This window comes from Nitrosospira lacus (assembly GCF_000355765.4).
Lineage (GTDB): Bacteria > Pseudomonadota > Gammaproteobacteria > Burkholderiales > Nitrosomonadaceae > Nitrosospira > Nitrosospira lacus.
This window is the reverse complement of sequence record NZ_CP021106.3, coordinates 2,329,691-2,355,099: the sequence shown is the minus strand read 5'-3', so window position 1 is coordinate 2,355,099 and position 25,409 is coordinate 2,329,691. Positions and strand designations below refer to the sequence as shown.

At 52.8% G+C, this 25,409-nt stretch carries 21 protein-coding genes; 10 read left to right on the top strand and 11 right to left on the bottom strand.

Going from position 1 to position 25,409, the window contains the following annotated elements:
* Positions 1-29 precede the first annotated feature (29 nt).
* The 4 genes from EBAPG3_RS10710 to EBAPG3_RS10695 all read right to left on the bottom strand — a co-directional run bounded on the left by EBAPG3_RS10710 (position 30) and on the right by EBAPG3_RS10695 (position 3,709).
* Complete coding sequence (locus EBAPG3_RS10710) at positions 30-275, bottom strand: hypothetical protein (protein WP_161493794.1); 246 nt, start codon at positions 273-275, stop codon at positions 30-32.
* Positions 276-600: 325 nt separating this feature from the next.
* The gene (locus tag EBAPG3_RS10705; protein ID WP_004181327.1) at positions 601-1,614 is read right to left on the bottom strand and encodes an alpha/beta fold hydrolase; all 1,014 of its coding nucleotides are present in this window, start codon (positions 1,612-1,614) and stop codon (positions 601-603) included.
* 181 nt (positions 1,615-1,795) lie between these two features.
* Positions 1,796-2,989, bottom strand: coding sequence for a tetratricopeptide repeat-containing protein (locus EBAPG3_RS10700; protein WP_004181329.1), 1,194 nt, complete (start codon positions 2,987-2,989; stop codon positions 1,796-1,798).
* 273 nt (positions 2,990-3,262) lie between these two features.
* Positions 3,263-3,709 (bottom strand): VOC family protein, encoded by a 447-nt coding sequence (locus EBAPG3_RS10695; protein WP_004181335.1) that lies wholly within the window; start codon positions 3,707-3,709, stop codon positions 3,263-3,265.
* Between the two features lie 388 nt (positions 3,710-4,097).
* Between EBAPG3_RS10695 and EBAPG3_RS10690 the strand changes: the two genes are divergently transcribed.
* Positions 4,098-5,660, top strand: a complete 1,563-nt coding sequence (locus tag EBAPG3_RS10690) for a flavin monoamine oxidase family protein (RefSeq protein WP_004181336.1) — start codon at positions 4,098-4,100, stop codon at positions 5,658-5,660.
* A 46-nt stretch (positions 5,661-5,706) separates the two neighbouring features.
* Here the strand turns inward: EBAPG3_RS10690 and EBAPG3_RS10685 are convergent, their stop codons facing one another.
* Positions 5,707-7,929 (bottom strand): GNAT family N-acetyltransferase, encoded by a 2,223-nt coding sequence (locus EBAPG3_RS10685; protein WP_085922022.1) that lies wholly within the window; start codon positions 7,927-7,929, stop codon positions 5,707-5,709.
* Between the two features lie 183 nt (positions 7,930-8,112).
* On the opposite strand from EBAPG3_RS10685, the gene EBAPG3_RS10680 reads away from it, so the two are divergent.
* The 3 genes from EBAPG3_RS10680 to EBAPG3_RS10670 all read left to right on the top strand — a co-directional run bounded on the left by EBAPG3_RS10680 (position 8,113) and on the right by EBAPG3_RS10670 (position 11,261).
* Positions 8,113-8,781, top strand: coding sequence for a thiopurine S-methyltransferase (locus EBAPG3_RS10680; protein WP_004181338.1), 669 nt, complete (start codon positions 8,113-8,115; stop codon positions 8,779-8,781).
* 245 nt (positions 8,782-9,026) lie between these two features.
* Positions 9,027-9,740 (top strand): NYN domain-containing protein, encoded by a 714-nt coding sequence (locus EBAPG3_RS10675; protein ID WP_004181339.1) that lies wholly within the window; start codon positions 9,027-9,029, stop codon positions 9,738-9,740.
* A gap of 123 nt (positions 9,741-9,863) precedes the next feature.
* Positions 9,864-11,261, top strand: coding sequence for a hypothetical protein (locus EBAPG3_RS10670; RefSeq protein WP_004181340.1), 1,398 nt, complete (start codon positions 9,864-9,866; stop codon positions 11,259-11,261).
* Between the two features lie 144 nt (positions 11,262-11,405).
* On the opposite strand, the gene EBAPG3_RS10665 is transcribed toward EBAPG3_RS10670, so the two are convergent.
* A complete protein-coding gene (locus EBAPG3_RS10665) occupies positions 11,406-11,864 on the bottom strand; it encodes a ferritin-like domain-containing protein (RefSeq protein WP_004181342.1) in 459 nt (152 codons plus the stop codon).
* A gap of 611 nt (positions 11,865-12,475) precedes the next feature.
* On the opposite strand from EBAPG3_RS10665, the gene EBAPG3_RS10660 reads away from it, so the two are divergent.
* The gene (locus EBAPG3_RS10660) at positions 12,476-13,486 is read left to right on the top strand and encodes a zinc-dependent alcohol dehydrogenase family protein (RefSeq protein WP_004181344.1); all 1,011 of its coding nucleotides are present in this window, start codon (positions 12,476-12,478) and stop codon (positions 13,484-13,486) included.
* 35 nt (positions 13,487-13,521) lie between these two features.
* Here the strand turns inward: EBAPG3_RS10660 and EBAPG3_RS10655 are convergent, their stop codons facing one another.
* The gene (locus EBAPG3_RS10655) at positions 13,522-13,842 is read right to left on the bottom strand and encodes a hypothetical protein (protein ID WP_004181347.1); all 321 of its coding nucleotides are present in this window, start codon (positions 13,840-13,842) and stop codon (positions 13,522-13,524) included.
* Between the two features lie 623 nt (positions 13,843-14,465).
* Here EBAPG3_RS10655 and EBAPG3_RS10650 point away from each other — a divergent pair.
* From EBAPG3_RS10650 to EBAPG3_RS10625, 5 genes are all read left to right on the top strand, one after another.
* Complete coding sequence (locus EBAPG3_RS10650) at positions 14,466-15,476, top strand: zinc-dependent alcohol dehydrogenase family protein (RefSeq protein WP_004181348.1); 1,011 nt, start codon at positions 14,466-14,468, stop codon at positions 15,474-15,476.
* 164 nt (positions 15,477-15,640) lie between these two features.
* On the top strand, positions 15,641-15,835 hold the full coding sequence (locus tag EBAPG3_RS15650; protein WP_040853309.1) for a hypothetical protein: 195 nt from the start codon (positions 15,641-15,643) through the stop codon (positions 15,833-15,835).
* A 217-nt stretch (positions 15,836-16,052) separates the two neighbouring features.
* Positions 16,053-16,649, top strand: coding sequence for a polysaccharide deacetylase family protein (locus EBAPG3_RS10640; protein ID WP_004181352.1), 597 nt, complete (start codon positions 16,053-16,055; stop codon positions 16,647-16,649).
* Between the two features lie 47 nt (positions 16,650-16,696).
* Positions 16,697-17,134 carry a hypothetical protein gene (locus tag EBAPG3_RS10635; protein WP_161493792.1) on the top strand — a complete coding sequence of 146 codons (438 nt, stop codon included), beginning with the start codon at positions 16,697-16,699 and terminating at the stop codon, positions 17,132-17,134.
* Between the two features lie 381 nt (positions 17,135-17,515).
* On the top strand, positions 17,516-18,121 hold the full coding sequence (locus EBAPG3_RS10625; RefSeq protein WP_004181355.1) for a hypothetical protein: 606 nt from the start codon (positions 17,516-17,518) through the stop codon (positions 18,119-18,121).
* 53 nt (positions 18,122-18,174) lie between these two features.
* On the opposite strand, the gene EBAPG3_RS10620 is transcribed toward EBAPG3_RS10625, so the two are convergent.
* The 4 genes from EBAPG3_RS10620 to EBAPG3_RS10605 form a co-directional block, all read right to left on the bottom strand.
* Positions 18,175-19,317, bottom strand: a complete 1,143-nt coding sequence (locus tag EBAPG3_RS10620; RefSeq protein WP_004181357.1) for a hypothetical protein — start codon at positions 19,315-19,317, stop codon at positions 18,175-18,177.
* A 26-nt stretch (positions 19,318-19,343) separates the two neighbouring features.
* Entirely contained in the window at positions 19,344-19,664 is a 321-nt protein-coding gene (locus tag EBAPG3_RS10615; RefSeq protein ID WP_004181359.1) for a BON domain-containing protein, read from the bottom strand.
* Positions 19,665-19,749: 85 nt separating this feature from the next.
* Positions 19,750-22,947, bottom strand: coding sequence for a hypothetical protein (locus tag EBAPG3_RS10610; protein WP_051049131.1), 3,198 nt, complete (start codon positions 22,945-22,947; stop codon positions 19,750-19,752).
* 417 nt (positions 22,948-23,364) lie between these two features.
* A complete protein-coding gene (locus EBAPG3_RS10605) occupies positions 23,365-25,248 on the bottom strand; it encodes a multicopper oxidase family protein (protein WP_004181364.1) in 1,884 nt (627 codons plus the stop codon).
* Between the last annotated feature and the right edge of the window lie 161 nt (positions 25,249-25,409).

The window sequence follows — 25,409 nt, the reverse complement described above, 5'->3', positions numbered from 1 at the left end:
AGTTGACGTGAACTTGAATGTCCGAAAAATTAATCCGGGGGAGTGGAGGCAACTGGCGCTATACCCACACTGGGTCCGATTTCCCTTGCCCAGAACACCTTGGATTCAGGCCATCCGATGAGTGGTTCTTCATGCGCGTAAGGGAGAAGCCATTCATAACACCAGAAGATGGGGTAGCTGCTTTTACGCTCGATAGCGCCTGTCTTGCTTCTGATATAGAGCACGTATTCCGTCATTTCCTTCTTTATGCTTTGTGGGAATCGCCTGTTATTCATGGTTTGCACAGTGAGGATAAACATAAAATTCAATATTGTATGAGCCCAGAGTCCTGAATTGTACTGAAGGTTTGTTGCAGGGCTTTTACCCTTTGAATACATGTATTTGACAGGCGGCTCTCAGCCGCCCCCTACCGGAAATGGATAATGGCTGATGTTTTTGTGCTGGATGCGGGGCTTATAGGAAGGGTGATAAGCGAAAAATCAGGTCGATCCCGGAATGGTTTCAGGAGTGAGTCCCCCTTTTTGCCGGAATGCCGTCGAAATGGGGGCATTACGTAACTTTCCTTAACGGAAAAGTGGGGCAGCATTTTTTGAATTTTCTCTAATGTTTCTTCGGCTCTGATAGTGGCAGCACTTCTTCAATCAATACCTGGTCGAACTTCACCGGTTCTTCAAAGGGCGGGTTGTGCGCCGATTGCTCGAACCAGACGAGGCGCTTGTACGGTGCCCTGATCATCCCGAAATATTGTTCGGCCAGGATGGCCGGAACATGCCGGTCATAGCGCCCGAGTAGAAAAAATACGGGCACGTCGAAGGACTGGTAGTGCTCGCTCAGATTAAGCCGTGAGATTTCATCCTCAAGCTCTACCAGGGAAAAGCGGTTGCCCTGCCCGAATTTGACGAGGTCGATCAGGTTGGCCTCATCGGTGTTGAGAGCCACCCAGATAAGTTTCCCTGTCGAAAGATTGGCGTGAAAAACGCCTCCAAAGCGCTCGACCCATTTGCCGGTTGTCAATTTCTCATCCACCGAATCGTAAGGGGGCGGCCCGATGGCTTCCAATTCAGAGAGCGCGCTGGAGTTGCCGCGCTTCCTTGCCTCCGAAGAAGCAAATTCATAGGACAGGCGGCGAGTTTGCGGCACATCCACAATCTGTGCAACGCCTACATAAGCCGAGACTTTCTCCGGGTAGAGGGAAGCGTAGATCGTACCCGGTACCGTGCCCCAGGAGTGACCCAGCAGCACAACCTTATCCTTGTCAAAACGCCGCCTCACCCATTCCACGACTTCGTCGAGATCGTGCACGAATTGCGCGATGGTCATGGATGCCGGGGGAATATCGGAATGGAACGAACGCCCGGTTCCACGCTGCTCCCAGTACACAACCAGGAAATGTCGTTCGAGGGCGGAATTGTAGTGGCGAAAGAGCGCTGATTCGCTGGTGCCGGGGCCCCCGTGCAGAATGATCAGCGCCGGATTGAACTGGGATACTCCGCGTAACCAGATGCTTTGGGATATGCCGCCGATGGGCACGGTTTCCATGCTTGCGATGCTGCCCGGAATAGTGCGGCCTGCCGCGTCCTTGAAGGGCACGGTATGTACGCAGCTGGTGATCATCAACAGTAGCGATGCCAGAGCGGCTGCGCGGCTGATGAAAACAAGATGAATCAGTTTTGTATTGGACCACCCTGAATCAATGGGACGGATGCCACGAGTGTAAAATGGGGCAACGGTGATTGCGATTATCTCTCAGGAAACTCTCAGGAACGCCAGCGACCGAAGTTATTACCGCCTGGAGTTATCGCGGAGCGGCCCGAAAGCTCGCCAGCCGCACACCCAGTTTCTCAGCTGCACCGGTCTGGTCTGTTGCGCGGTAGAGTTTTGCAAGGTTATCCAGGCTTTTCTCCACGTTGGGGTGGTCGGGGCCCAGGGTGCTCTCGAAAATTCCCAGCGCACGCTGGTAGAACGGCTCGGCCTGCGCATACCGGCCCTGGGTGTGATAGATCAACGCGAGGTTGTTCAGGCTTGTTGCCATGTCAAGACGGTAGACACCCGGTGTTTTCTCGAAGATCGCCAGCGAACGCCCATAGAATGGCTCGGCTTGCGCATACAAACCCTGGATACGATAGAGCTCCGCAAGGCTGCTCAAGTCCCTCGCCACATCGGGATGATCGAGGCCGAGTGTTTTCTCCCGTATCGTCAGTGCGCGCTGGTAGAGCGGCTCGGCTTGTGCGTATTGACCCTGGTTATGATAGATCGCCGCAAGATTGCTCAGGCTCGTTCCCACATTGGGATGATCGAGGCCGAGGGTTTTCTCGTAAATTCCCAGGGCACGTTTGTAAAACGGCTCGGCTTGCGCATACTGGCCTTGAGTATGATAGATCAGCGCCAGATTGTTCAGTCCTGTTGCCATGCTGGGATGATCGCCACCGAGCACTTTCTCCCGGATCATCAGTGAACGTTCATAAAGGGGTTGGGCCGATGCATACTGACCCTGGGTGCAATAGAGTTCCGCAAGATTATTCAGCGTTTGGGCCACATCGGGATGGTTGGGGCGGAGGGTTTTCTCCCGGATTGCCAGCGCGCGCTTGTAGAGCAGCTCGGCCTCAGCGTATCGATTCTGGGCACGGTAGAGCTCCGCATGGCCGTTCAGGCTTGTCGCCACCAGGGAATGGTTGGGGCCAAAGTATTTTTCCCGGATTGCCACGGCTCGCTTGTAGAGTGGCTCCGCCAGCGCATATTGGCCATGGTCGCGGTAGAGCTCCGCGAGGTTGTTCAGGCTGGTCGCTGTATTGGGGTGGTGAGGCCCAACCGCTTTTTCCGCCACGGCGAGCGACTTCTTGACAGCCGCCACCGCGCGGTCGTACTGGCCCTTCTCGTAAAGTGATATCGCCTCCTCGCTTATCGTCCGCCACTTCGACTCTTGCGCATGAGCAGGTGTCGCCGCGCTCATCACGATGGATAGGAGGAAGGCGATGGGAAGTGTTTTCATGGATTTTCCTTACGAGCAGGCCGCAGGTGAATGTGAGGCAGAAACCAAACCAAGCCAAACAACGTCAAGCCCCTTAACCGCATGGGTATTGTATCGCCAATTTTTTTGAAACTGAACCTGGCGCGCGCGTAGTATCGCATAAGGATCCGATTTTTGACATCCCCCGCGACTGGCGTGCAACAAAAAAACTGCTCCACGGTTGCTTCTCTCGCTCATGATCACCCTGAAAAACCTGTGGTACATCGTGCGCCCGCTGAACCTGTGCCTTGCCTTTTACGGCTCGATTCCTTTTTTGAGCAACTCCGCTTTGGCTTCTGCGCTCTTGTCCAGATCCAGTCCCATGAACTTCAGCACGGCGGGCGTCTTCGTGAATTGCAGATCGCGGTATTCGACCACTTGCACGCGGTTGCCCCACGGGTCGAGAAAGTCCAGGGTATTGCCTTCCAGAATCTTCGCTCCCGCTGCTTCAGCGAGTGCTCGCACCTGGGAACGGTCATCGACGACGAGGCCGAAATGCCTGTCGTCGTCCGCGCCTTGCGATCGCCCTTCGCTCAGCGCGATGAACTGATCGCCCATGTCGATGAAGGCGGCACCTTGGCCGCGGCCCCGCAATCTGAACGTGAAGATGCGAGCATAAAAGGCGAGTGCTTCTTCGATATTCCCGACCTCAAGCGCGATGTGATTGACACCGACCAGGTGCGGTTTTGTTTTCTCGTCCATGCTGTTTCCTCCGAATGATTGACCGCTTCTGTTTGCCTGCATTATGCCGGCAAGGATTGGCTTGTCCAGCGATTGTCGATAGTATAGCCTGACGGAGCGTACTGAATAGCCGCCAAGTATTCCATTCGTGCGCCAGAAACCTGGATGACGCTCCTGTCACTATTATGCGGGATGCCAACTTGCCCACTCATTGGGTAAAAAGATCGTTACTTCAACAAGTGATCTAGCCCGAATATTTCATAAATTTGCGCGCCCTCGCTGGTCTCGTATAGAAATTTGGTGCAGTCGGGTGTATGAGTAACTACATCACTCTTTCACAAACCTCCCTACAAAACAATATCCTGCAATCATCACGCGAATTTATGAAACATTCCAGCTAAAAATCAAAGTGATAACACAAAATTATCCAAACTCCGCCTCCAGGCCCGGGCGAAGCCAATTATTCCGGTTGGTTTCAAAAGCCCTGAATCGTTCTGATCCGGGCTATAAGTTGCAGGTCAATGCTGATTACTCCGGATCACGGAGAAATTTCCTCCGCTCAGTTGCCGCACTGACCGCCACCTATGCCACACCGATCCTGGCCGACGTAAAAAAAGAAAATCCGCGCATCGCCATCGTAGGGGCGGGTATTGCCGGGCTTAACGCAGCGTATGTATTGCGCCAAGCTGGATATCAGGCCACTGTATATGAAGCGTCGCAACGGATTGGGGGGCGAATACGCACCTCCCACGGCGATATCGCTCCAGGCCTGATAACTGAGCTAGGGGGTGAGTTCATTGACTCAACGCATCTTGACATGCTTGCCCTTGCTAAAACGTTCGGGCTCCCTTTGCTCGATACCGGAATCGAAAATGAACACAACCTGAAAACAATGTTCTTTTTCAATAAACGCTGCTATAGCGAAGAGCAGGTAATTGCCGAATTCAGACCGCTTGCAATAAAAATCGCCAGTGATGCGGCGCGCCTGTCCTCGAATATTACCGCAAGAGCGCACAGCAACATCGACGCGGAGTTTGATGCAATCTCCTTATCAGAATATCTTCACGAGATAGGCGCTACCGGCTGGATTCTCGATTTAATCAATGTCGCTTATGTAACCGAGTATGGCCTGGATGCGAGCGAGCTTTCCTGTATCAACCTTTTATCCATGATTGATGCAACGGTGAAAGATGGATTCAAGATTTTTGGTGAAAGCGACCAGCGCTTCAAAATTCAAGGCGGCAATAATCGCATCATAGATGAGCTTGCGCAACGCATCGGGCAAGACGTTCAGTTTGGGCATCGGTTAGTTTCAATACGACCTAATGGCAAGGGATTTCGTCTGGCTTTAGCAACCCCGGGAAAAACGATTTCTGTTGATTCCGATTGGGTAATCCTGACGTTACCCTTTACGTTGTTGCGTGAGGTGGAGATGGGGGACATGCTACCGCCCATAAAGCGAAGTGCGGTCCGTACTCTCGGTTATGGAACGAATACAAAACTTGTGGTAGGCGTCGATAAGAGAATTTGGCGGGAGCAGGGGTATAGCGGCGAATGCTATTCCGACAAGGCGTTTCAAACGGGTTGGGACGCCAGCCGGCTTCAGGCAGGGCCGAGTGGCGTGTACACATTCTATTTGGGGGGTAAAGCCGGAATAGAGATAGGTGATGGCACTACTGAAAGGCGCTCGCAAGAATTATCTGCAGCACTTGACCAGGTATATCCCGGGTTTAATTTAAATCGTACAAATGCCAGCTTTCGCATTCATTGGCCTTCAGAGCCTTTTTCACTGGGTGCATACTCCTGCTTTAGGCTGGGCCAATGGACGCAATTTAACGGTGAAATTGGGCGCCAAATTGGCAATCTGCTATTTGCGGGCGAGCATTGCAGTAATAAATTTCAAGGATATATGAATGGCGCCGCTGAAACTGGCCGCATTGCCGCTCAGGCAATTATTAATTCACTTCGGTAAATCTTAATTTTAAATAATGAGCATAGAATTGGGATATTTGGGATATTTATTTTTTTATTTTTTTCAGCCCCATGAGGGATAACCACGCTACTACGATGGGCACAAGGAATATAAAAAATGCACCAAGCACGTCGGCATCTCTTATATGATCGAGAAGTTTCGTACCATCGAAATCCACGATATCATAGACGATAGTCATAACATCGCGAACTTGCATATCAAATACGGTACGAGCCTGCATTACTGAAATAAACGCCAGTAGAGTTGCAATAACCGCGCCCACAATCCCGCGACGCAACTGCCACAGTTCCTCAATTCTCTTCTGAAACTCTAATAATTGGGATTGAACTATTTTGTATTTTTGAGTGGAGCCGCGTTTCCTTTTGCCCTGTTTGAATAAAATAGTCTCGGTTGGATAATTAAAAATCATCGGTAAATGCTGGCTGTACAAATATTCACTGGCGGTGTTATATGCAGCCTCCAGGCTGCCCAGCTTAAGGATAGAAAAAAAAGACTTTTTCTCTTCAATTGATTGTATTTCTTTCTCCGCCATCTGTACCAATTCTTCATTATGGATAAGAACAGCGTGAGGAATAATCAGATAGGGACTGATACCGATCGTTTTTTTACAGGCTTCAAAGGCACGATCATCTTGTGCTATGGATAAAAGCGTGCATCGATTGAATTTTATAAATACGCTGCCATCTTCGAATGATGGTTCAAATGTGTCCACAATCTCTTCAAAATCTGTTTGACCAAAATCAAAAATTCCGATGGTTATTCCCGATAATGCCTGAAGGGCTTTTGCTGGAAGGCCATTTTCGGCCATCACAGCGCGAGTTGCCTCATGAGGATTATTCCCATTCACAGCACTTTGTACATTTTCAGTACTTTGTTCAGCCTTTGACCTCGCCCTGATAGCGTTCCATAACAATGTTTTTGTCTCTTCATCTTTTAGCAGAAGCTGAATCGTTCCACTTTTAAGTTCGAGCTCTGAGGATTTATGTTGTGATGGGGGGTCTCTATAATTTGCAACCAACTTGCTAATCAATCCAATTATCGAAAACGGTTCGTCGCCGTATTTAAATTTTATTTCGTTAGCAAGGATCTTTTTTTCAGAAGCCGTATTTTCTTTGGAGGGGGGCGCGTACGGGCCGGTATCTTCGGATCGCCCATCATAGAGACTGATAAGTTTAATGATTTCAAATTCGTTGAGCGGATTATCCTCATGAGCTGATAGTGTCAAATGCCATATTCTTATCTTGCTATGCTTAAATTCAGTCATATTAAGCATGCAATTGACCTTTTTCTGCATTTGATCGCAAATAAGGGATTCAAATCGCCCTTCAGAGTGATATTGGAATGATGATGGAAATATTATTTCCGCCATATTTCCCTCTCCGAGTTTGTGCCTGCTGGTCAAGGGCGGGTTCACCTGAAACTGATAATTCAATAGATCCAACTCCATCGACCCGAAAACTCTATCAGGCTCGGATTCTCTCAATTCCGCTTTTCGCTGGACAAAATGGAGACAAACCGACGCGGCTTTTAAAGGCAGCACCGGTTCTTCTCTCGCCGGCAGTTTTTCCAGCTTGATTTGCTTCGGTAAATCCTGCGTCATTAGGATGATATTGGCATGCAAGTTAGGCTCTTCATCGCCGGAGATTTCATGGAATTCAAGTAAAAATGGTGCAATACGATCCCTATCAATGGATTCCAGGTCTTGATTTACCGGAAAACACAGCAAATGGTCATATCCTTCCTGGGTATGCCTCAACTTCGAGAGCCAAGGAATGTCAATTTTCCTGGCACCCAATTTTGCAAAAAAACCGATTTGTCCTACGGTTTTTTTCCTTTCATCCGCAACGGAATATTTTTCTGGATCCCTGGTTTCAGCAAAGAGGAGTATTTCCAGCGAATCGGTTACATATCTGATTAAGCGTGTGGCTATATCTTTTTCTTGATGAGATGGTTTCACGGCAAAAGAAGTCCATAATCCACAGCCACTTTTTCCGTAGTGCTTAAATACAAGTCCACCTATTACACGTGGTTCCTGATTGGGTTCTCGATTGAGGGCAATTGCGATCTTCACCTGGGCAACCGAGGGTGAAAATTCCGAAAATGATTGCCGCCATTGTTCTGAATCCTTAAGCTCAATGGAATCTGGAAAAACAGATTCATGAATTTGAATGAACTCATTCAAGTAGGAGCAGGCAATATCTCGATGAATGGAACGTAAGTCAATGACTTCTATTTTTTCCTGATCCATGATGTGTGCTATTAAATAAATGGGGCAGTCTTGCAAATGATACCCTTCTTGCATATTCTTGCGAACGGCGCCGCACATTATGGTTTAACGAGGGCCGTTGGGCATGAGAGGGCGTTACGTGGCCCGATGGCAGTGTCTATTTCAGTATTGATCAAACTCGGGCATTAATATTAGATCACAAAAATGAAAAAAGATTATTGGCTGGCGCGCTGGGAACGGGAAGAAACCGGTTTTCATCAGGATGAAATTAGTCCCTATTTGCGTCAATACTGGGGAAAATTGCAACTTGCCTCCGGCAGTGAGGTGTTCGTGCCGCTGTGTGGCAAAAGCCGTGACATGCTATGGCTGCGCGAGCAGGGGCATTCGGTACTGGGTGTGGAATGGAGCACCATGGCGGTGCAAGCGTTCTTCAAGGAAAACGGCTATACCCCGCATCACGTTACCGGCAAAAAATTCAATTGCTACGATGCGGATGGTATTCGTATCCTTTGCGGTGATTTTTTCGATTTGGGGAAGGATGATCTGGCGAAAGCAAGTGCGGTATATGACCGCGCATCACTGGTGGCGCTGCCGCCGGAAATGCGCGAAGGCTATGTACGTCACCTGCTGAGCATTCTGCCGCCCGCAACGCAAATCCTGCTCGTTACGTTCGACTACGCCCAGCCGGAAATGGAAGGGCCGCCGTTTGCCGTTTCTCCGGGTGAAGTCGAGACACTTTACCAGGGGTACGGCGAGATACGCCTTCTCAAGCAACTGGATATCCTCGCCCAGGAGCCGCGCTTTCGCAAGCGCGGCCTGAGCCGGTTGCAGGAAAGTATTTTTCTGCTGACACCGCGCAACTCGGGAATGTAAGGCAGGCTTTGACGAAATACCGCTCTCATGCCAGTATCTTCCCTTCGTTAATGGCAACCTTTGTTCAGATACGTATCCTCCGTGACCACCCACTGACAGCTCACTAAAGGGTCTGCATCAGTTGCTACATTTGGTATAGTGTCGTTCGCCAATAATGGGGTGGTATGGTTTTATAGGCGGCGGGTGCGGAGTGGCTGTAGCTTATCCTCCACCCATCATCCAATTTGCCGGAAGGGAGTGCATCAGTGCTTGATAACCAGGAAGATCGTGTCGCGGTGCTGGTCGACTGCGATAATACTTCACCCGAAATTCTTGAGTATGCGCTGCGTGTGGTAGCGCAGTTTGGCCGCGTGGTGGTACGCCGTGGTTATGGAAATCACGCAACGCTCGCCAATAAATGGCAAGAGGCCCTGGTTCGACTGGCGTTCACGCCTTGCCTCCAATACCAATATGCATCGGGAAAGAATACGGCGGATATCGCGCTGGCACTGGATGCCCTGGAGGACTTGTTCGATGACAGAGCCGAGACCTACTGCCTGGTTACCAGCGATTCCGATTTCTCTTACTTGTGCCGCAAGCTGAGGGAACGGGGTTCCATGGTGTATATCGTGGGGGAGAAAAAGACGCCCGATGCATTGCGAAATGCCAGCGATCAGTTTTTTGAGTATCAGCCGCCGGAATCCGAAAGTGTCAAGGCCCAGCCTTCAAAGGTAAAAAAACAACGCCCCAAGGCGCTTGTCGACGCTGTTTCATTGCTGGCTGCGGATGCCTCGGAAGATTGGGTTGGGCTGGGTGCATTAGGGCAGTATATGCGCAGAACCAATCCGGGATTCTCGCCTCAACAATTTGGTTATTCCGGATTGCTGGAAATGATTCGGACGTACCCTGAACTGGTGACCCGCAAGGATGGGGGCAGCCACTGGGTTCAACTGAAGGAAAAGGCCGAGCGGGAGGAGTAATGGGTCGATTGGCCGCCATGCCTCAATTCCGTGGAAGTGGCACGCATGATGCTTTTCAAGACCGCGGCGTTATAGTTTAAAATAATAACTTTTAATAATTCTTAATTAAATCGGACTACCTGGATGAAATTCAATCAGCGAAAAAGAAAAATCTCCTGGGCACGCTTGATGCCTTTGGCATTCGCCTTGGGTCTTGTTGCCTGTGGTAATGGAAGCGGACCTGAATCGGATAATGGCGCCAACAAGGGCGCCAGTGCCGGCAAACCACAGACAGGTCCGGCTACGGGAAGATTGCTGGATGCCGCGGTGGGCGGGGTCGCCTATGTGGCGCCTTCTGGTTCAGGCACCACGGATGAGAAGGGGACTTTCAAGTTTAATCATGGAGATATGGTTGAGTTCAAGCTGGGTGGCCTGAGCCTGGGGAAAGTAAATGGTGCGGTGATTATCACGCCGATCGAATTGGCTGGAGATAACGACAAGCGGTTGAAAAACCTGCTTATCCTGTTTCAGTCGCTGGATGTGGATGGCAATCCCGGAAATGGCATTTCCATTCCTTCCAATGCCGCATCCGCTGTCAGCGCTTCTCTCAATCTGGACAGTGACCCCGCCGCGTTTGCCGCGTCCCCCGAGTTGCAGAAGGCAAGGGAGGCGGGCGGCATCGCCGGCCCCGTCAAAACCGCAGCAGAGGCCAATGCCCATTTTCTTTCGCAAGGCATCAACCTGCTCAGCACCAACATCTGGGTTAAACAAGACGGAGCGGCGACTTCCGTTATCCGTTTCTCGGCGGATGGCACGGGCGAGTACCTGGTAGGAGAGGCGACGCCGGAGGATTCCTGCGATACCAATCGCGTATGCGGCGGCAATGTGGTCAGCAAAGCCGGGGTGGAATACGGCGCGGCGAAGGTTTCCGAGGTCGATACGCGCGGATTCAAGTTCGTGGCCCAGCCGGTAATCGATACCAATCTTCATGCCGGGCTGTCGCACCCGCGGCCAAACTGGCGAATCCGTAGCGATGGCTCCGATTTGATTACCTCGGACATTTTCACTGTGCAAAGGAAGCGGGAACAAAAGAGTCTCTTCGGTGAACTCTTTCATATCGCCGGCACGCTGGAGATCAGTTCCTCGAAGGAGCCTATCAAAACGGAAGTCAAGGAGATCCGCTATTTCAAGGTGGAGAATGATCCCAAGGGAATTATCGGAGCCTGGGCGGCTGAGCCGGCCGCCATCAAGACTTCCACTTATGTATTCTTTCCCGGCGGGAAATACATGATGATCGATCCCATCGGGGATGTCGCGAGTCCCGGCCATGAAAGTTGCGGCGATCCGGGCGTCGAATTCGCGTCCTACACTTACGATGCTGGCGGTACTTTAGTCATCAAAGCATTTACCTACGATACCAATGGCTGCGCGGGTTTTTCGGGGAAGGAGGTAAGTTCGTTCAAGCTGGGAGCCGACGGGAATACCGCAACACTGGCGATGAAGGAAGGCGCCACATTGACGTTGTATCGGATTTCGAAATAACGGCGCTGAAAAATCGCGATAGGATTTGGGCTATATCATACCTGTAGCCGGCCATGGGTAGCGTGTGCGGGTTTTGATGGGTTGCGCTTCGCTCCACCCGTGCGCGCATTAGGGAGATTACCCCATGTCAGGCATCCGATGACGTCAAGTCGTGCTGGAATGCCTGGCTGTGTCGCGCATCTGGCGCACGCGGTCGTGATTTCTTTTTGCGCCGTCCAATTGCTTGTCAAGGAGCGCGCGCAGTTCGCCCGGCAATTCTTCCCTCAGTGCATTTTCATAGGCCAGCACGGCAGCGGCTTCGCCGCGTTCGCATTCTTCAAGTACGGAAAGATTGTCCCGGCTGATGATCGCCGCTTGAAGATTAACCCAGGCGCGATGCAATGTGCCTGTTAAAGTGCCACCCGAATCAGGATCGCCGCCATGTCGCCTGACCTCGGTGTTCAATTCGCGAATGGCTTTTTCGCAACTTTCGGCCCGATTCTTAAAATATAGCTTCAAGGCCACATCGTCCACATCTTCCGAGCAAGTCCTGAAACCCTCGGCGCCATCGCGTGAAATCTCGATCAGGCCATTCAGTATGCTTACGATTTCGTCATTATTCATCCCGTTCTCCCGAAGATAAGAGTGAAAGATAAAGGAAAGTAAATTTTTTGGTCTATACGTTGAAGCACATTAAAAGCGCATGGGCGTGCTGTCGCGTGATTGCCCGCTCAGTTTGAAAATATGGAAGGATCAAGTTTAAGCGTGCCTGTTTTGGATGCTACCGTGGTTGCCTTTTCGGCGCCAGCCGCCAAGTGACGCACCCCACTTCTTCTCCCCCTGGCCTAAGTAATGAATAGCACGTATTACAGGAAATTCAAGGGGCGTATTTAACCTCAACCCCTAACAGACGAGTGACAATCCCGGCTTTGGGTATATCTTGGGTATATAACAGAGGTTTCCCATTGGTCCAACTATATCTTGGGTGAAATCTGTAATGTCGAGGTTTTTTTCCACCTTGACAATTCAGATCTGTTATCTACCCTGACAATATGGTCAAATTTTCTAGGCAGCATTTCTCGTTCTTGAGCGTCGGCCTGAGTTTCGCATCTACGGCTTTGGGCGGCGGCTTGATCAACGACGCCCGGTGCCTAGCCGCTCGGCACAAATCTATCTGATACATAAGCACAGAGGGTATACAGAAATAACACATTGATTAAGAAGGAGTTAATTCAATGAAGGCTTTTCAACTCAGGGAGGCGTGTGGTATTGGAGGGCTGATGTTGCGCCAGGATCTCGACCGGCCCCAGCCCGGCCTTGGCGAGGCGCTTATCCACGTGCGGGCCAATTCATTGAATTTTCGTGATTTCATTGTCGCGCACGGGCGGTACCCTGCCGGGGTGAAATCCCATGTCATTCCACTATCGGATGGCGCTGGCGATGTGGTCGCGATCGGGCAGAACGTAACAGGCATCAAGATAGGAGATCGCGTTGCGGGCGCAGTTTTTCCCGACTGGATAGCCGGGCCGCTCACGCAAGAGATTTTCCGGCGCTCCCTGGGCGGGCCAATCGACGGCATGCTGGCCGAGTATGTGGTGCTTCCCGAGCATGCGGCTATTCCTTTTCCGGCACATTTGAGCTACGAGGAAGCGGCAACGCTACCGAATGCCGGTGTGACTGCATGGCATGCGTTGGTGGCAGCCGGGCAAATCCATGCCGGTCAGACGGTTCTCTTGCTGGGTACCGGCGGAGTCTGTTTATTCGCCTTGCAGTTTGCCAAGTTGCATGGTGCAACGGTTATCCAGACTTCAAGCAGTGATGAGAAGTTGGAGCGGGCCAAGGCGATGGGCGCAGATCATCTCATCAACTACAGTACCACGCCGCATTGGGACGAGGAAGTCATGAAGCTGACCGGTGGCCGGGGTGCCGATATCGTGATGGAAGTCGGTGGCGCGAATACGCTGGAGCGCTCGCTGAGGTCCGTGCGGTTTGGAGGTTTTATTGCGTTTATCGGGGTAATTTCCGGTTTTGGACAGATCGATCCGCTGCCGCTGATGCAGCGTTCGGTCCGCATGCTCGGCATCAATGTCGGCTCCATCGAAATGTTCCATGCGATGAATCGGGCCATCGCTGCTCCCGGCTTGCGGCCGATCATCGCTCGCACATTCATTTTCGATCACGCCAATTATGCGTATCACTATCAACAAGAGGGGGATCATATCGGAAAGACCGTAATCACCTACTGAAACAGTGGCCCGGCTTCGGTGGAGAGAGCTTTGCTTCAATGGCGCAGCCAGTAAATCACGCCATTGAAATCGACAGGACTGAAGGCTGCCTTGGAATCCTCCGCCATATCGGGTTTCTCCATCGCCTCTTTGTATTCTTCAATATAGTTGTCGCGAATCAGATCCGCACCAGGCTCGTAAGTCGAGGATGAAGCGACAGGTTCGATATTCCTTTCGAATGCATTCAGTGCTTTCAATTCTCTTGAGTACTCTTCAGAAAACCGGTAGTTCAATGCCTGCTTGAGCCAATTGATGCGCGTCAACAAATCCCGGGAATTTATTATGTTGTCTGTATTGGTAATGGGTTTTGACTCCATGAATTTGTTTCCTTATTTATCAGAAAAGATTAATCAATATTGAGCCGGACGTATAAAGTGATCCTTACTGAATGAAGTCATGCCACGCCGCGTCGCGCATCGGCCATGCTGCATGCTCTACACCCAACTACTGGATCCCGGGTTTATTCGGGAAAATGCAAGCCCGGGGTAATGTTCCGGACCCTGCTTGTTAGCTGGAGAGTACAGCCCGCTAATGAGGTATTAAGGGGCCAAATGGGCGATAGCAATATCTTTTGCCCGACTATACTTTCCTGCCCTGCAGACTTTAAATGTATCCCCTACCATGGAGCGATTTCAACATGAAAACGATTTATTTTTTTTAAAATCGGCAAATTTATTCCGGCCGCAGCCCTGAGCGCCGGTCTGGGTTTCGTGTCTCCCGCGTTCGGCCAGGTTTCCTCGTGGATCGTGAATGCAAACCGTGAGGGATTGAGGCTGCTGGGAAGTCCTGGAGGGCAAAACACAGTCTTCACGATCATATCCGCCGCGCTTTGAGGCTGAGACGGTGTCGATGGAGTGGTAATATTTGTTTACGACCATGCTGTGCGTATACACTGGCTCCCCGGTTCAACGTGTTCAGGTTTTTGAGAGAGAGGACAATCATGACTATCAAGGCAATCTATGTGCAGCCGGGCGGCGGATTTGATAATGTAACGCTGGGCACCTGCGATTCATCCATGCCGAAAGCCGGCGAGATCATGGTCCGTATCCGGGCGAGTTCGCTTAACTACCATGATTACGCGGTGGTCAGCGGCATGTGGGCGCCATCAGTGCCTCGTATCCCCATGTCGGATGGAGCGGGGGAGGTCATCGCGGTGGGTGAGGGAGTGACTGACTTCGCAATAGGCGATCACGTCGTCAGTACTTTCTCTCCCACCTGGCTGGATGGCGAACCTGAGGTTGAGAGCATGGAGACCGTGCCGGGCGACGGCATTGATGGTTTCGCGCGCCAGCAGGTAACAATGCTGGCGACCGCATTCACTCATGCCCCCAAGGGTTATAGTCATACGGAAGCAGCGACGCTTACCTGCGCGGGATTGACAGCCTGGCGGGCATTGATGGTCGACGGTGCATTGAAACCCGGCGAGACCGTTCTGGTTCAGGGCACCGGCGGCGTTTCAATATTCGCTTTGCAATTCGCCAAGATAGCGGGTGCGACGGTAATCGCCACATCGTCGAGCGATGAGAAACTCGCCCGGCTTAAAGCGCTGGGCGCGGATCACCTCATCAACTACCGTGAGGATGAAAACTGGGGCGATTCGGTGCGTCGATTGACAGGAGGGCGCGGTGTCGATCATGTCATTGAAATAGGCGGACCGTCAACGCTGGCACAGTCCATGGTGGCGGCGCGTGTTGGTGGACACATCGCGATGATCGGCATTCTCTCGGGGGTGACAGGGACGCTGTCGCTGCTTTTGGCATTGACACGGCAATTGCGCCTGCAGGCGCTGGTCGTTGGCAGCCGCCGCCAGCAAATGGACATGATTCGCGTAATTGATGCCACCGGATTGAAGCCGGTAATTGATCGTCATTTTGCGTTGGAGGAGATCGTCGACGCGTTCCGCTATCAGGAAAGCAACCGGCACTTCGGCAAGATATGTCTCGATTTCTGAACCCGAGTGCTCATAAATTATTTCTCTCGTAGAAGAAATGAAAAAAGAAATTGTCATCATAGGAGGCGGCTTTGCCGGGCTGAACCTGGTGAAGCATCTGGACATTAAAGCCATTTACCTACCGTGACAAAGGCTCCCTGGCGATAATCGGAAGAAGCAAAGCGGTGGCTGACCTCCCCAAACTTGAAATACACTTCAACGGATTCGTGGCGTGGGTAATGTGGCTGCTGGTACATCTTTTTTCCTTGATTACTTATCGCAACAGACTCATGACAATGGCCAATTGGGCGGTGGCTTTTTTTACGAAAGATCAGTCCTTGAGGATGATTGTCAGGGCAAACTCCTTGCGGAAGGAATAATTGTCGGCATGCCGTGGCCGCCTGTGGCATGGCGCAGCGCTCATTCCTGGAATATTCTCCAGTTATATTAATTTGATGCAATTCATCCGTGCTTTCGGCATCTTTTCTCAAAAATGTTCTATATTGAAAAAGCGGTAATAATCAAGCGGGGAAATTGTGGCAGGATAGGTGAGGGCCTGAATGAAGGTCCGATCGCTTATTTTATCCAGGGGGGGAAATGGTTGGTGACGGAAAATCGGTAATTCTGTCATTTGATGACGGACCGGCGCCCGTGGCTGCGCTGGAGAGCATTCTGCATACGTTGAAGACAAATGAAATCAAGGCGGAGTTTTATGTTCTGGGGAGCGAGGTAATACGGTATCCCGAGGCGGCAAGGATGATTGTTCGCGAGGGACATGATATCCAGAATCATTCCTGGAGTCATTCGGATCTGGCGAGAGCGACAGAGCGAAACGTGCGGTCGGAGCTGGAAGATACCCAGAATATCATTGCCGATGTCACGGGGGTGACACCAACGAAAATCCGCCCACCGTATGGGGCAGGGGGATTTCGTGGGAATCTCGATCCGGAACTGGTCGAAGTGGCCGACGACTTGTCGCTCACTATTGTGACCTGGGATATCGATACCGAGGATTGGAAAGCGCCGAAAGGGCTGGGGCCCGAAAAGATAAGAAATATCGAGGCACAGTTCACGCAACAGTGGCGCAAGGTTTCCTACAATATACTCATGCACGTGCAGGGGGCGACCGCCAAGGATCTGCCTTCCTTTATCTCCCAGTTGGGGGAATGGGGCTTCATCATCGCGGAACCATGATTTCTGGTGGCCATCTCAACTGGAGGGTCACTATTCCATGTGCGTTCGTGCCGCTATTCCCATTGTTGTTGAGTCCGGCGAGGGGCTCTTCCGAGGAATACAGGGAATATTACTGCATCCCCGATACCCAGCATGAGTGCGCACGCGGCCAGTGCAAAAAGATAACCGACGGTTTCCAGCATGCCGAGTCATTCGCCTATAACACGAAAACCAGCGAACTTTCGGCGTGTCTATGGACGAATTGCTATGCGGCAACAGTGGCGGTATTAAAAAATGCCGTTGCCGGGACTATCATGGCGACCGGCAAATTGAAACCCACCGCGCATCCTGGCAGTGAACCGGTAATTGTTTCGTTGACGATCCAATCTCATGATGACCGCGATATCACCGGCAAAAAGGCCGGGGACTTCAACGCTGTCTGGGGTTATGGAGATAAGGGATTGACATTGGATACGGGGAAGTGCGAGCTGCGGAAATTGCCATGACATATTGCCGGGTATCGTGAAGGAATATGCCGGATGGTGGATTATGCATCGTTCCTTGCCATCGCACCGCCTGTGTTCAGTGAGATCGCGGCGGCGTTGACTGCTCATTTTGGACCCGGGTCGAAGCCGCGTAGCCTGACTGGATCGCCCTCAGTGCCGGGTAGTTCGCAGGAGCACCGAGTAATCGGAATTCCGGGATTATCCTGGCGGTATCCTATCGCTCCATGCATGATCGGCTCGACCCTTTTACCGGTGACGCAAGTGGCGATCAAATCCGATCAGCATTTAATGTTAATATAATCAGCGAAGGGGCAGAGGAGACCCCGTAGCGGCAATAATCAGATTATTCTTATCCGGCGTCGTTAGATCAGGGGAAAATATATGAAGCGATTAGTTCCAGGCATCATTCTCTTACTCAGCTTGGCGGGTTGTGCCTCCGTCAACGAGAAATCAGCGGGCGACAACATGCAGGCCGCCGCCGCTGCCCGGGACCGAGGGGATTGGGATGCGGCACGCAAAATTTACGCTCATTCATTCACTCATACCAATCTGGCTCAGACCAGTCCCCGCTTCCGGGCTGTTCTTCACTATGAGTATGGCCGCTCTCTCGGCGTAACATGTTTTTTTAAGGAAGCAGAGCACGAGCTTACGATTGCTCACGACATGGACAAGAAAAGCGGAGGAGTATTTTATTTGTCCTTGACGGAATTGGCGCGCCTCAATCTTGCTCAAAAAAAATATGCTGAAGCCGTTACCTACTTTGAAAGCGTCTTAGCCGAGCTGGATCCCGAAATCGTTTCCAAAAAAGCCCCCGACTTCTATGTGGCCGTGCTTGAAGATTATGCGTCGGCTCTTTCCGGAGCGGGACGTCCGAAGAATGCTGAAACTGCCGCGAAGCGAGCCGCGGAGATCAGAGCAGCCGCACCGGCCGAATCATGGGCTGGCGCCATTCGCACTCCTTATGGCACACAATGCGCCAAAACCTGAGATAACCCAACAATCGGGCGGTAGCAGGATGGCGTAGGCGCCGGTTACGGTAACTAATCTCCAGCCGCCTTCTTGCCTAAATACGCCGCCTGGCCGAGACCGAAGATGGAAAGCAGCGTTGCATCGACATCGGGCATTGTGACTACGCGGCGAAATTCGATGTGGTCCATAAACTCAACTGCGGATATGGCATAAATAATCGCCGCCAGGAGGGTAATCGCCACCATCTGAAAGTCGCCGAGGTCGGTGTGGTTGGAATCGTCGTTGACAAGGTCAAGAACCCTGGGGGTATCAGCGTTGGCTTTCATGTCTGTCCTTCCCTCCGCGGTGGCTTTTTCGACCTTGCCTACGGTGATTGCTTTGGCAGCCGTAAAACTGAGCACACTGATTCCGGAAAGGATGAGCAGGTTCGGTGGGATATCCACCCCGCCCACATAACTCCAGCCAGCTGCAAAGATGCGGTGAGATACAATGGCGATGTAAGCACTGATAACGAGCGAGAACCAGAGGACAGTCTGGAATTTTGAGCTGCTATAGCGATTGTCCGTACCCAGGAAGAGCTCTGTCGGGTGGCCCTTGGTGAAAACGTAAGCCAGAATGTAGAGTGCTATCATTGCACCGATGAGCGACCACCAGCGCGCGGCGCGGCCTACCGATTTGCTTTGCCACTCCAGGGATTTTACGGAGTTGATGCCATCCGTGGCATTGATGCCCCCGCTACGGATGTAGGTTGCCTGGATGCCGTCGCCGGGACGCATGGCCGATACCAGCGGCTGGAACTGGGTGCTTGTCTGGAGCGGAACATTGACCTCGCTCTCGGGTTTATCCAGGTTGCGGGTCCTGACGATGAGCCATGACATATCGGTGGCGATTTCCTTGATGGTGCCGACGATGGTGGCACCGGTAATCCTGATTTCTTCCTTGAGTATATTGCCTTTGGGAGTGGGTTCGTAAGTCAGCGCAACCAGATCGCCGGACTTGGGCCTTATCGCCGGGGCTTGTGCCGGACCTTGCCGGTCAGGGGAAAGAAACTGGCGTACTTCCCCGCTTACCGATTTTACCTCCAGGGGATCAGCCTGTATGACAATGCCTTCGAAGCTTGCTGGAGGAAACGGGTTCTGTGGCGGCTCCTGCGCGAAAGTGTGTGGCGCGAGCAAAATGAACGCGAGAGTCAACAAGAGTTTTATATGATACATATCAATCATTCCTCAAAGGTTTGGGCTCAATGCTGCCACTTGAGCCTCATCTCATCCTTTACTGATCTTACACCTTTGACGCCACGCGCCACTTCGATCGCCTTTTCCATGACGATGATGGAACTGACGAAGCCTGTCAACCGCACCGCGCCCTGGATAGTCTCGACGCCAATCTCTTCCGGGTTCAAGGAGGGTTCCTCGAGAATTGCTTCTTTTACTCTGGCAGTAATGACGCTGTCGTCAGTGGGTTCTCCGGTTCCCCCTGGTGTGGGGGGCGATGCGCATCCCAGGAGCAAAACCAGAAGAAGGGCGGAAAAGAAAGCGGTTAAGCGATTAAGCAAGACCATGCAAAGCCTCTCCCCGTGAGTATGCACCGCTGACGAAATCCGAAGCCCGTGACAAAACCGCCTTGTTTCTCCTTCTCATGGTAGCTTAAAAAGCCGTCGCCAAGTATTCGAACAAAAGCACGAGACCATAGCCCCCGGACGGCAGCGCTATCGCGGCACCGAACACCGGGTGCTTGGTGAATGGCAGGAAGGCGCCTTTTTGATTGTTCCTGATTGCTCCAAGTGTCCACTCGATCTCGTGCTTTTGCGATTCCCCATATGCTGTCTGATCCGGCAGTTCAAGAAGTTTCTTTTCCAGCCGTTTGATGGCTTCCCGTTTGGTCATTTCGGCGGAACGCCGCAATGCCATCGCATTGACGACAACGAGGGTCGCATTGAGGGTGAAGATAATGACGAGTGCGGCTGGAAATCCCCAGTTGTCGAAGTAGTTGTGGCGGGCGATTGCCAGAAGCAACATGATGACGAAAGGAAAATAGATAAAATTGCCTATAACCGTTGTTCGTTCGGCGACCAATTCGATGCCGAGCCATTCATCCAGATTGTCTTTGTCCATGTTCGTGCCCGTGCTGCTGCCTCGGCCACGCTCTTTGGCCATTTTTGTATGCGCTCCATCGGACCACTGGATTTTTTTTATGGCGACACACTCGACCCATCTGCGGCAGAGCCGCGTGGCATCTATCACATAGAATATCAGGATCAGCATCATGACCACGCTCAGAATTATGATAATATCATTAATTGCAAAGCAGCCCTGGCCCCTGCAGGGCGTGTTGGGGAAACCGAAAAGAACCATCATCAGAAATGCGAAAAGCAGCGCAAGCGCCACTTGCGGCACGCCCCGCATGGCAAAGTTTCTCAACTCCCCCAGCCCGGCGTATTCCTGCCAAAGGCGCGCGGCATTGACCTGATCCGCCGTTTGCGGCCGCCAGGTGTGTATTCCCACGCTACGGCGAAGCGACCATGCGGATAAGGCGGGAGGGCTACAATCCAGTTTATCCACGGGCGCGCCGTCTTCGTCTGTGAGATTAAAATCACGCGCCAGAATGCGCTCATTGTCTTTCATCTTTCGCCAGGAATACCAGAGAAAGATCGCGCTCATTACCAATGCGAGCAGGCGAATTGACGCCGCCGGCCATGCGCTGATTCCCTCAGTCAGTGTGAACGGTTCGTTCTCCGCCGGATTCGGCACCATCCAAGTCATCAGTGCCGCCACGCCGTAACCCGCCGCGCCCGCCATGGCGAGACCCAGCCAGAACGATTTGTTCGAGGCAAGCCGGAGGCAGGCATCTGCCACCGCGCTGCTGATCAGCATGGCGGCGAGGATAAGCACAACGGCCGCGAGCGCCATTCCGCCCATCTGTTTCAGGTTTCGCCATGTGCCGGAATAAGCGTTCAGATCCGGACGCTGCGCGTGGACACTTGCGTAATCCGAAGCCTGAGGGCCGATGCTTGTTTGGATATCGGTGCTGATATCAAAGGCGCCGTGCCGTCCGATTTCATATAATCGTGGTGTTACATTCCCGGAAAATATCGCTGGCTGCGGTTCTTTGCCCATGCCCACGCTCAACTGGAAGCAGTCCGGACAATCCGCTCTTGCCGAAAAGTGCTCCAAGGCCCATAGGGCCGCATAAAACAGCGATGTCTGGTAATTGTCGCGGAATGGAGGGATGGGTGTTTGCAGCGCTGGCTGGAGTTCCAGCCCAAAGTGCGAAGCAACGATGAGATTGCGTGTGAACTGCCACTGAGGAGGGTAAGCCAGCCGGGCGTTAAGATCGGTAGTGAAAAAGACGGCGCGAGGGAATGTCTGGCGCAGTGCCTGCAGAATCAGGAGCTTGTCATAGACATCGCTGCCCAGCACGCCGATTGCCTTGAATTCCTCTCCGCTTTTTTCTTCCTCCCGCTTCAAGGCCGCCGCCAGCCTGAGGAGATAGTCCAGTTGACCGCGGCCCTCGGGGCGCTGTCCCGCATTTTGCTCAATATCCTGAGACGAGCCTTCGTACCATGCCTTTACCCTGGACTGAGCGGCCTCTTTTTTCTGGTCATCCTCTTTCGCCGGTAATTCGCCGTCAAGTCCCGCAAGATATGAATGCGGGGTTATCCAGCCGGGCCATTCGTCTCTGCGCAATTTATTGATTTCGGATTCCAGCGCCGGCCCGGCTTTGCCGGAACCGTTATTCATTGCCACCGCCGCAAAGGTACGTGGAAGCGAGCGGCCATAAAGCGTATCCCATTCCGAAATCAACGCGACTTTCGGATTACAATCCTTGTCCGGGCAAGGTTTCAAATCCACCCGGCGGCGCTTCAATTCCTGTATAAGCTGCTCCGCCAGCATGGCATCGGTCTTGATCGTCCTGATAAACTCGATTCTTGGATACTTGAATAGCTCTTCAACGGTTATTTTCGTTTCCTGCCTCCCATACGAATTGGAGGAGCCGGGCGAACCAGGCAGGCTGGGCAGGTCATCAAGCAGAAACGTGTCCTCCGCCGTTGCCCAGGGGGAATAGAATTTGAGATGTTTCAATGTGCCGAAAGGGGGATTCGCGAGAAGATTGGATTGAATATCCCGCAATTCCTTGAGCATGACGCTCAGGGTCGCGGAACCTCGTGGTCCCAGTACGCTATACACGGGTTCTATTTGCGGCAGGCTTTTGCGCAGAGTTTCATCGAGATGCGCCAGCAGTTTATCCAGCCGCCCGAAATCCTGGTCTTTGAGCCATACGACCAGAACCTGTTTGCCGTATTCCTTGTCCCGGAGTTTTGCCTTCGGGAAAAACAGCTCGACGGGAATCAGCAAGGGAGGCGCATCGGTCTCCAGCATTTTTTCCTGATCCCACCTGAATACCCGGATATGCTCACCCGACTCCGGCACATAACCCGCCGCACCCAAGGCCGATACCATGGCGTAACGGTCCTTGAGCCGGGACTCAACGCCATTGACATAAGGGCTTCCGTCCACGAATACCGGCACGATGCGGATACCGGCCCGAACGCCGGATTCGCCGATGACCTTGATCAGGTTATCCAGCGTGTGCGGCTTACCTGTCAACCCTGGCTGTTTCGCCTCCTGGAGCCGGTACGTTTCAACGGCTTCGAAGGGGTCCTGCCACAGGCGAGCCTGCACCAGACCCATCCCCGGGAACGCTTTCCCCGCTGTTTCCTTGTCGATGGGCCGGGAGGTTTTGAGCGAAATTCCCTCATAGATGAGGAAACTGCTTACGATCGCCACCAACGCTAAGATCCCGGGTAACGGCAGCCTGGATTTGTCGTCTTGTTGTTCCGCCATGTGATAAATTTTTTGGGCCGGGCCGCTTGAGCGCGTGATGCACAGGCCACTGGTTATGCGTCGTAATTATTTATAGCATGGATGGCGGTAAAAACCCATTATGCCGGCGATTTTCAAACGCCGGTAGGTGTAGGGCGTCAATAAGCGAAGCGCATTGCGCCGTAATGTTGATGTATCATTTGATTCGCGCCCACCTGGTCCTCCCGTCCATGATTAAGAGGTTGCGAGACGGGATGGCAAGATTACACTATGCTATTAATCGGGCAGGAAACCAATACAGATGTCATACCGGGGAAAGCCGATATCCAGTGGAGTTCAAAGTGCACCACCGTCGGTATCTGGACTGGATTCCGGGTCAAGCCCGGAATGACGAAATTCATGGTATTTCCTCGCAGGATCATAACCCGCGCCCAGTGCTTAACGGTGGCCGTGACTTTCGCTCCCGCCGCCATCCGGCAGGGCGATACGGACGTTTTGCATCATTCCTTGGTCTTCATGGTCCAGGATATGGCAGTGCAGCACGAAATCGCCGATGTAGCGTTGATAACGGGTGCGCACCACCAGTGTGTACTGGCCGGGCGGCTTTCCGGGCGGTACCAGGTTTTTCACCCATAGCGTATCTTTCCATACACCCTTCAGCGCGCGGTATTGCGGGTCGGGCGCGTCGATCGAATCCACGGCATCCGCCGTGCTGACGTCCTTCCCGTTGGGGTCCAGAATCTTGACGATCTGGAAAGGGTTGACGTGTATATGGAAAGGATGGCTGACGAAATCGGACTTCAACGTCCACTCGTCCACGCCGCCCAATGTAAGCACCCGGTCGATTCTGCCCGGGTCATAGGGTTTGCCGTTCACCTGGAATTCCATGGGACTTTTGCTGACGTCTATATTGAACCGGAGTTCCTGGGTGCCGGTAACCTCATCATCCTTGATATCGGCATGCGGCATGAATTTGGTAAGCTTCAGGCCATTGCGCAGGTCGCTTGCCACTCTGGACTGGATGGAATCAGGCAGGTTCAGCCTGGCTGCCACGACGAGTTCCCGGGTCAGGTAGGCGGTGATGTCGCGAGGAACGGAGTGACCTTGTTCGACGGTGACGAGGCCCAGCAGCTGGCGTGACGGGGGAGCCTGTTCCACGCTTGCGGATGGCGGAGCCGCGTCGTCAATCACGCAGTAAATGCCTGCTTGCGGAAAAACCATTAGCGTATCCCAGCGATAGGCAGGCTGATAAACAGTGACATCGGTCTTGATCACGGATTTAAGGGTCAGTCCGTCCGCTGCGACCAAGTGCTGGGGTAGCGTGGGACCGGTGCAGTTCTCTTGCACATACGCGTTGTGCTGAGCGGCCGTCAACAAGGCGGGGCTGCGGCCACCTGCCTTGAGCTTGCGGAACTGCAGATTGATAGTGTCGCGAACACCCCCATGGATTACGCGCCAGCGCTCAATCTGACCCGTTCTGGCGCTGCTGAAGGTTGGGAGAACCTGGCCATTGATACTGGTGTAGCGACCCGAAGCGGGCCATGTCCCGGGGCCGAACTGATCATATCCCTCGATCCCGCCGACATCGTCCGGATCGCATTTGTAGCTGCCATCCGCATTTGTCTTGATTTTACCCTGCGCATCGCGGCATGCGTACTGGATCTGCTGCATGACCAGCAAGCGCTCAGTGAAGGGCTGGGTGACAGTAGGCGCCAGCAAGGTATCGATATCACCGTTCGACTCCTGCGACGGGTAACGCGTGCCGCGAATAATGAGCGCTCCGGCCATGCCGCTTGCTACCTGCAACGCGGTGGAGCCATGGCGATGCGTGTGATACCAGAATGTGCCAGCCGGATGGTCGGACGGTACCTTGTATTCATACTGAAAGCTGACACCGGGGTTGATGGAGATGAGCACATTGTCGCCATTGCCCGCCGGGTTTACCCACAGGCCATGCGTGTGGAGATTGGTGCCGTTGAAGCAGTGGGGAATGTTCATGTTCTTGCTCTCCCCGCTGCAGCTTGGGTCCGGTGGGAGCTGATTATGCAATGTCATGCGGATCGTCTCGCCGGGCAGGATAGAGATCGTGGGCGACACATAAGGAATATCGGGATTGATCTCCTTGCCCTGATAGCTTCGCAACCTCACTGCATCGTAACGTTGTTCCGCCGGATTCCAGATCTTGCCGTTAGTATAGGTGACGTTCAGGTCCAAAGATGCCTCGGCCGCCGGCGCGGGTGCGCCCTCCGGTACGGCCATGCGCGCTTCCGGCCGCGGTCTGGCGGGGCGGATGATCTCCAGCAACGGCGGATTTTCAACCACGCGGGTATTTCCAGGTGGCTCTTCTGGTTGGGCATTCGCCGGGGATGCCGAGGCGCACAATGCGAATGCGGACAGCGCAAGGGCGCGGAACGGGGTACGAATTAAATCTAAATCCGGTAGTTGATGAAGCCGCGCGCGATAATTGGTCGCCCACGGATGTG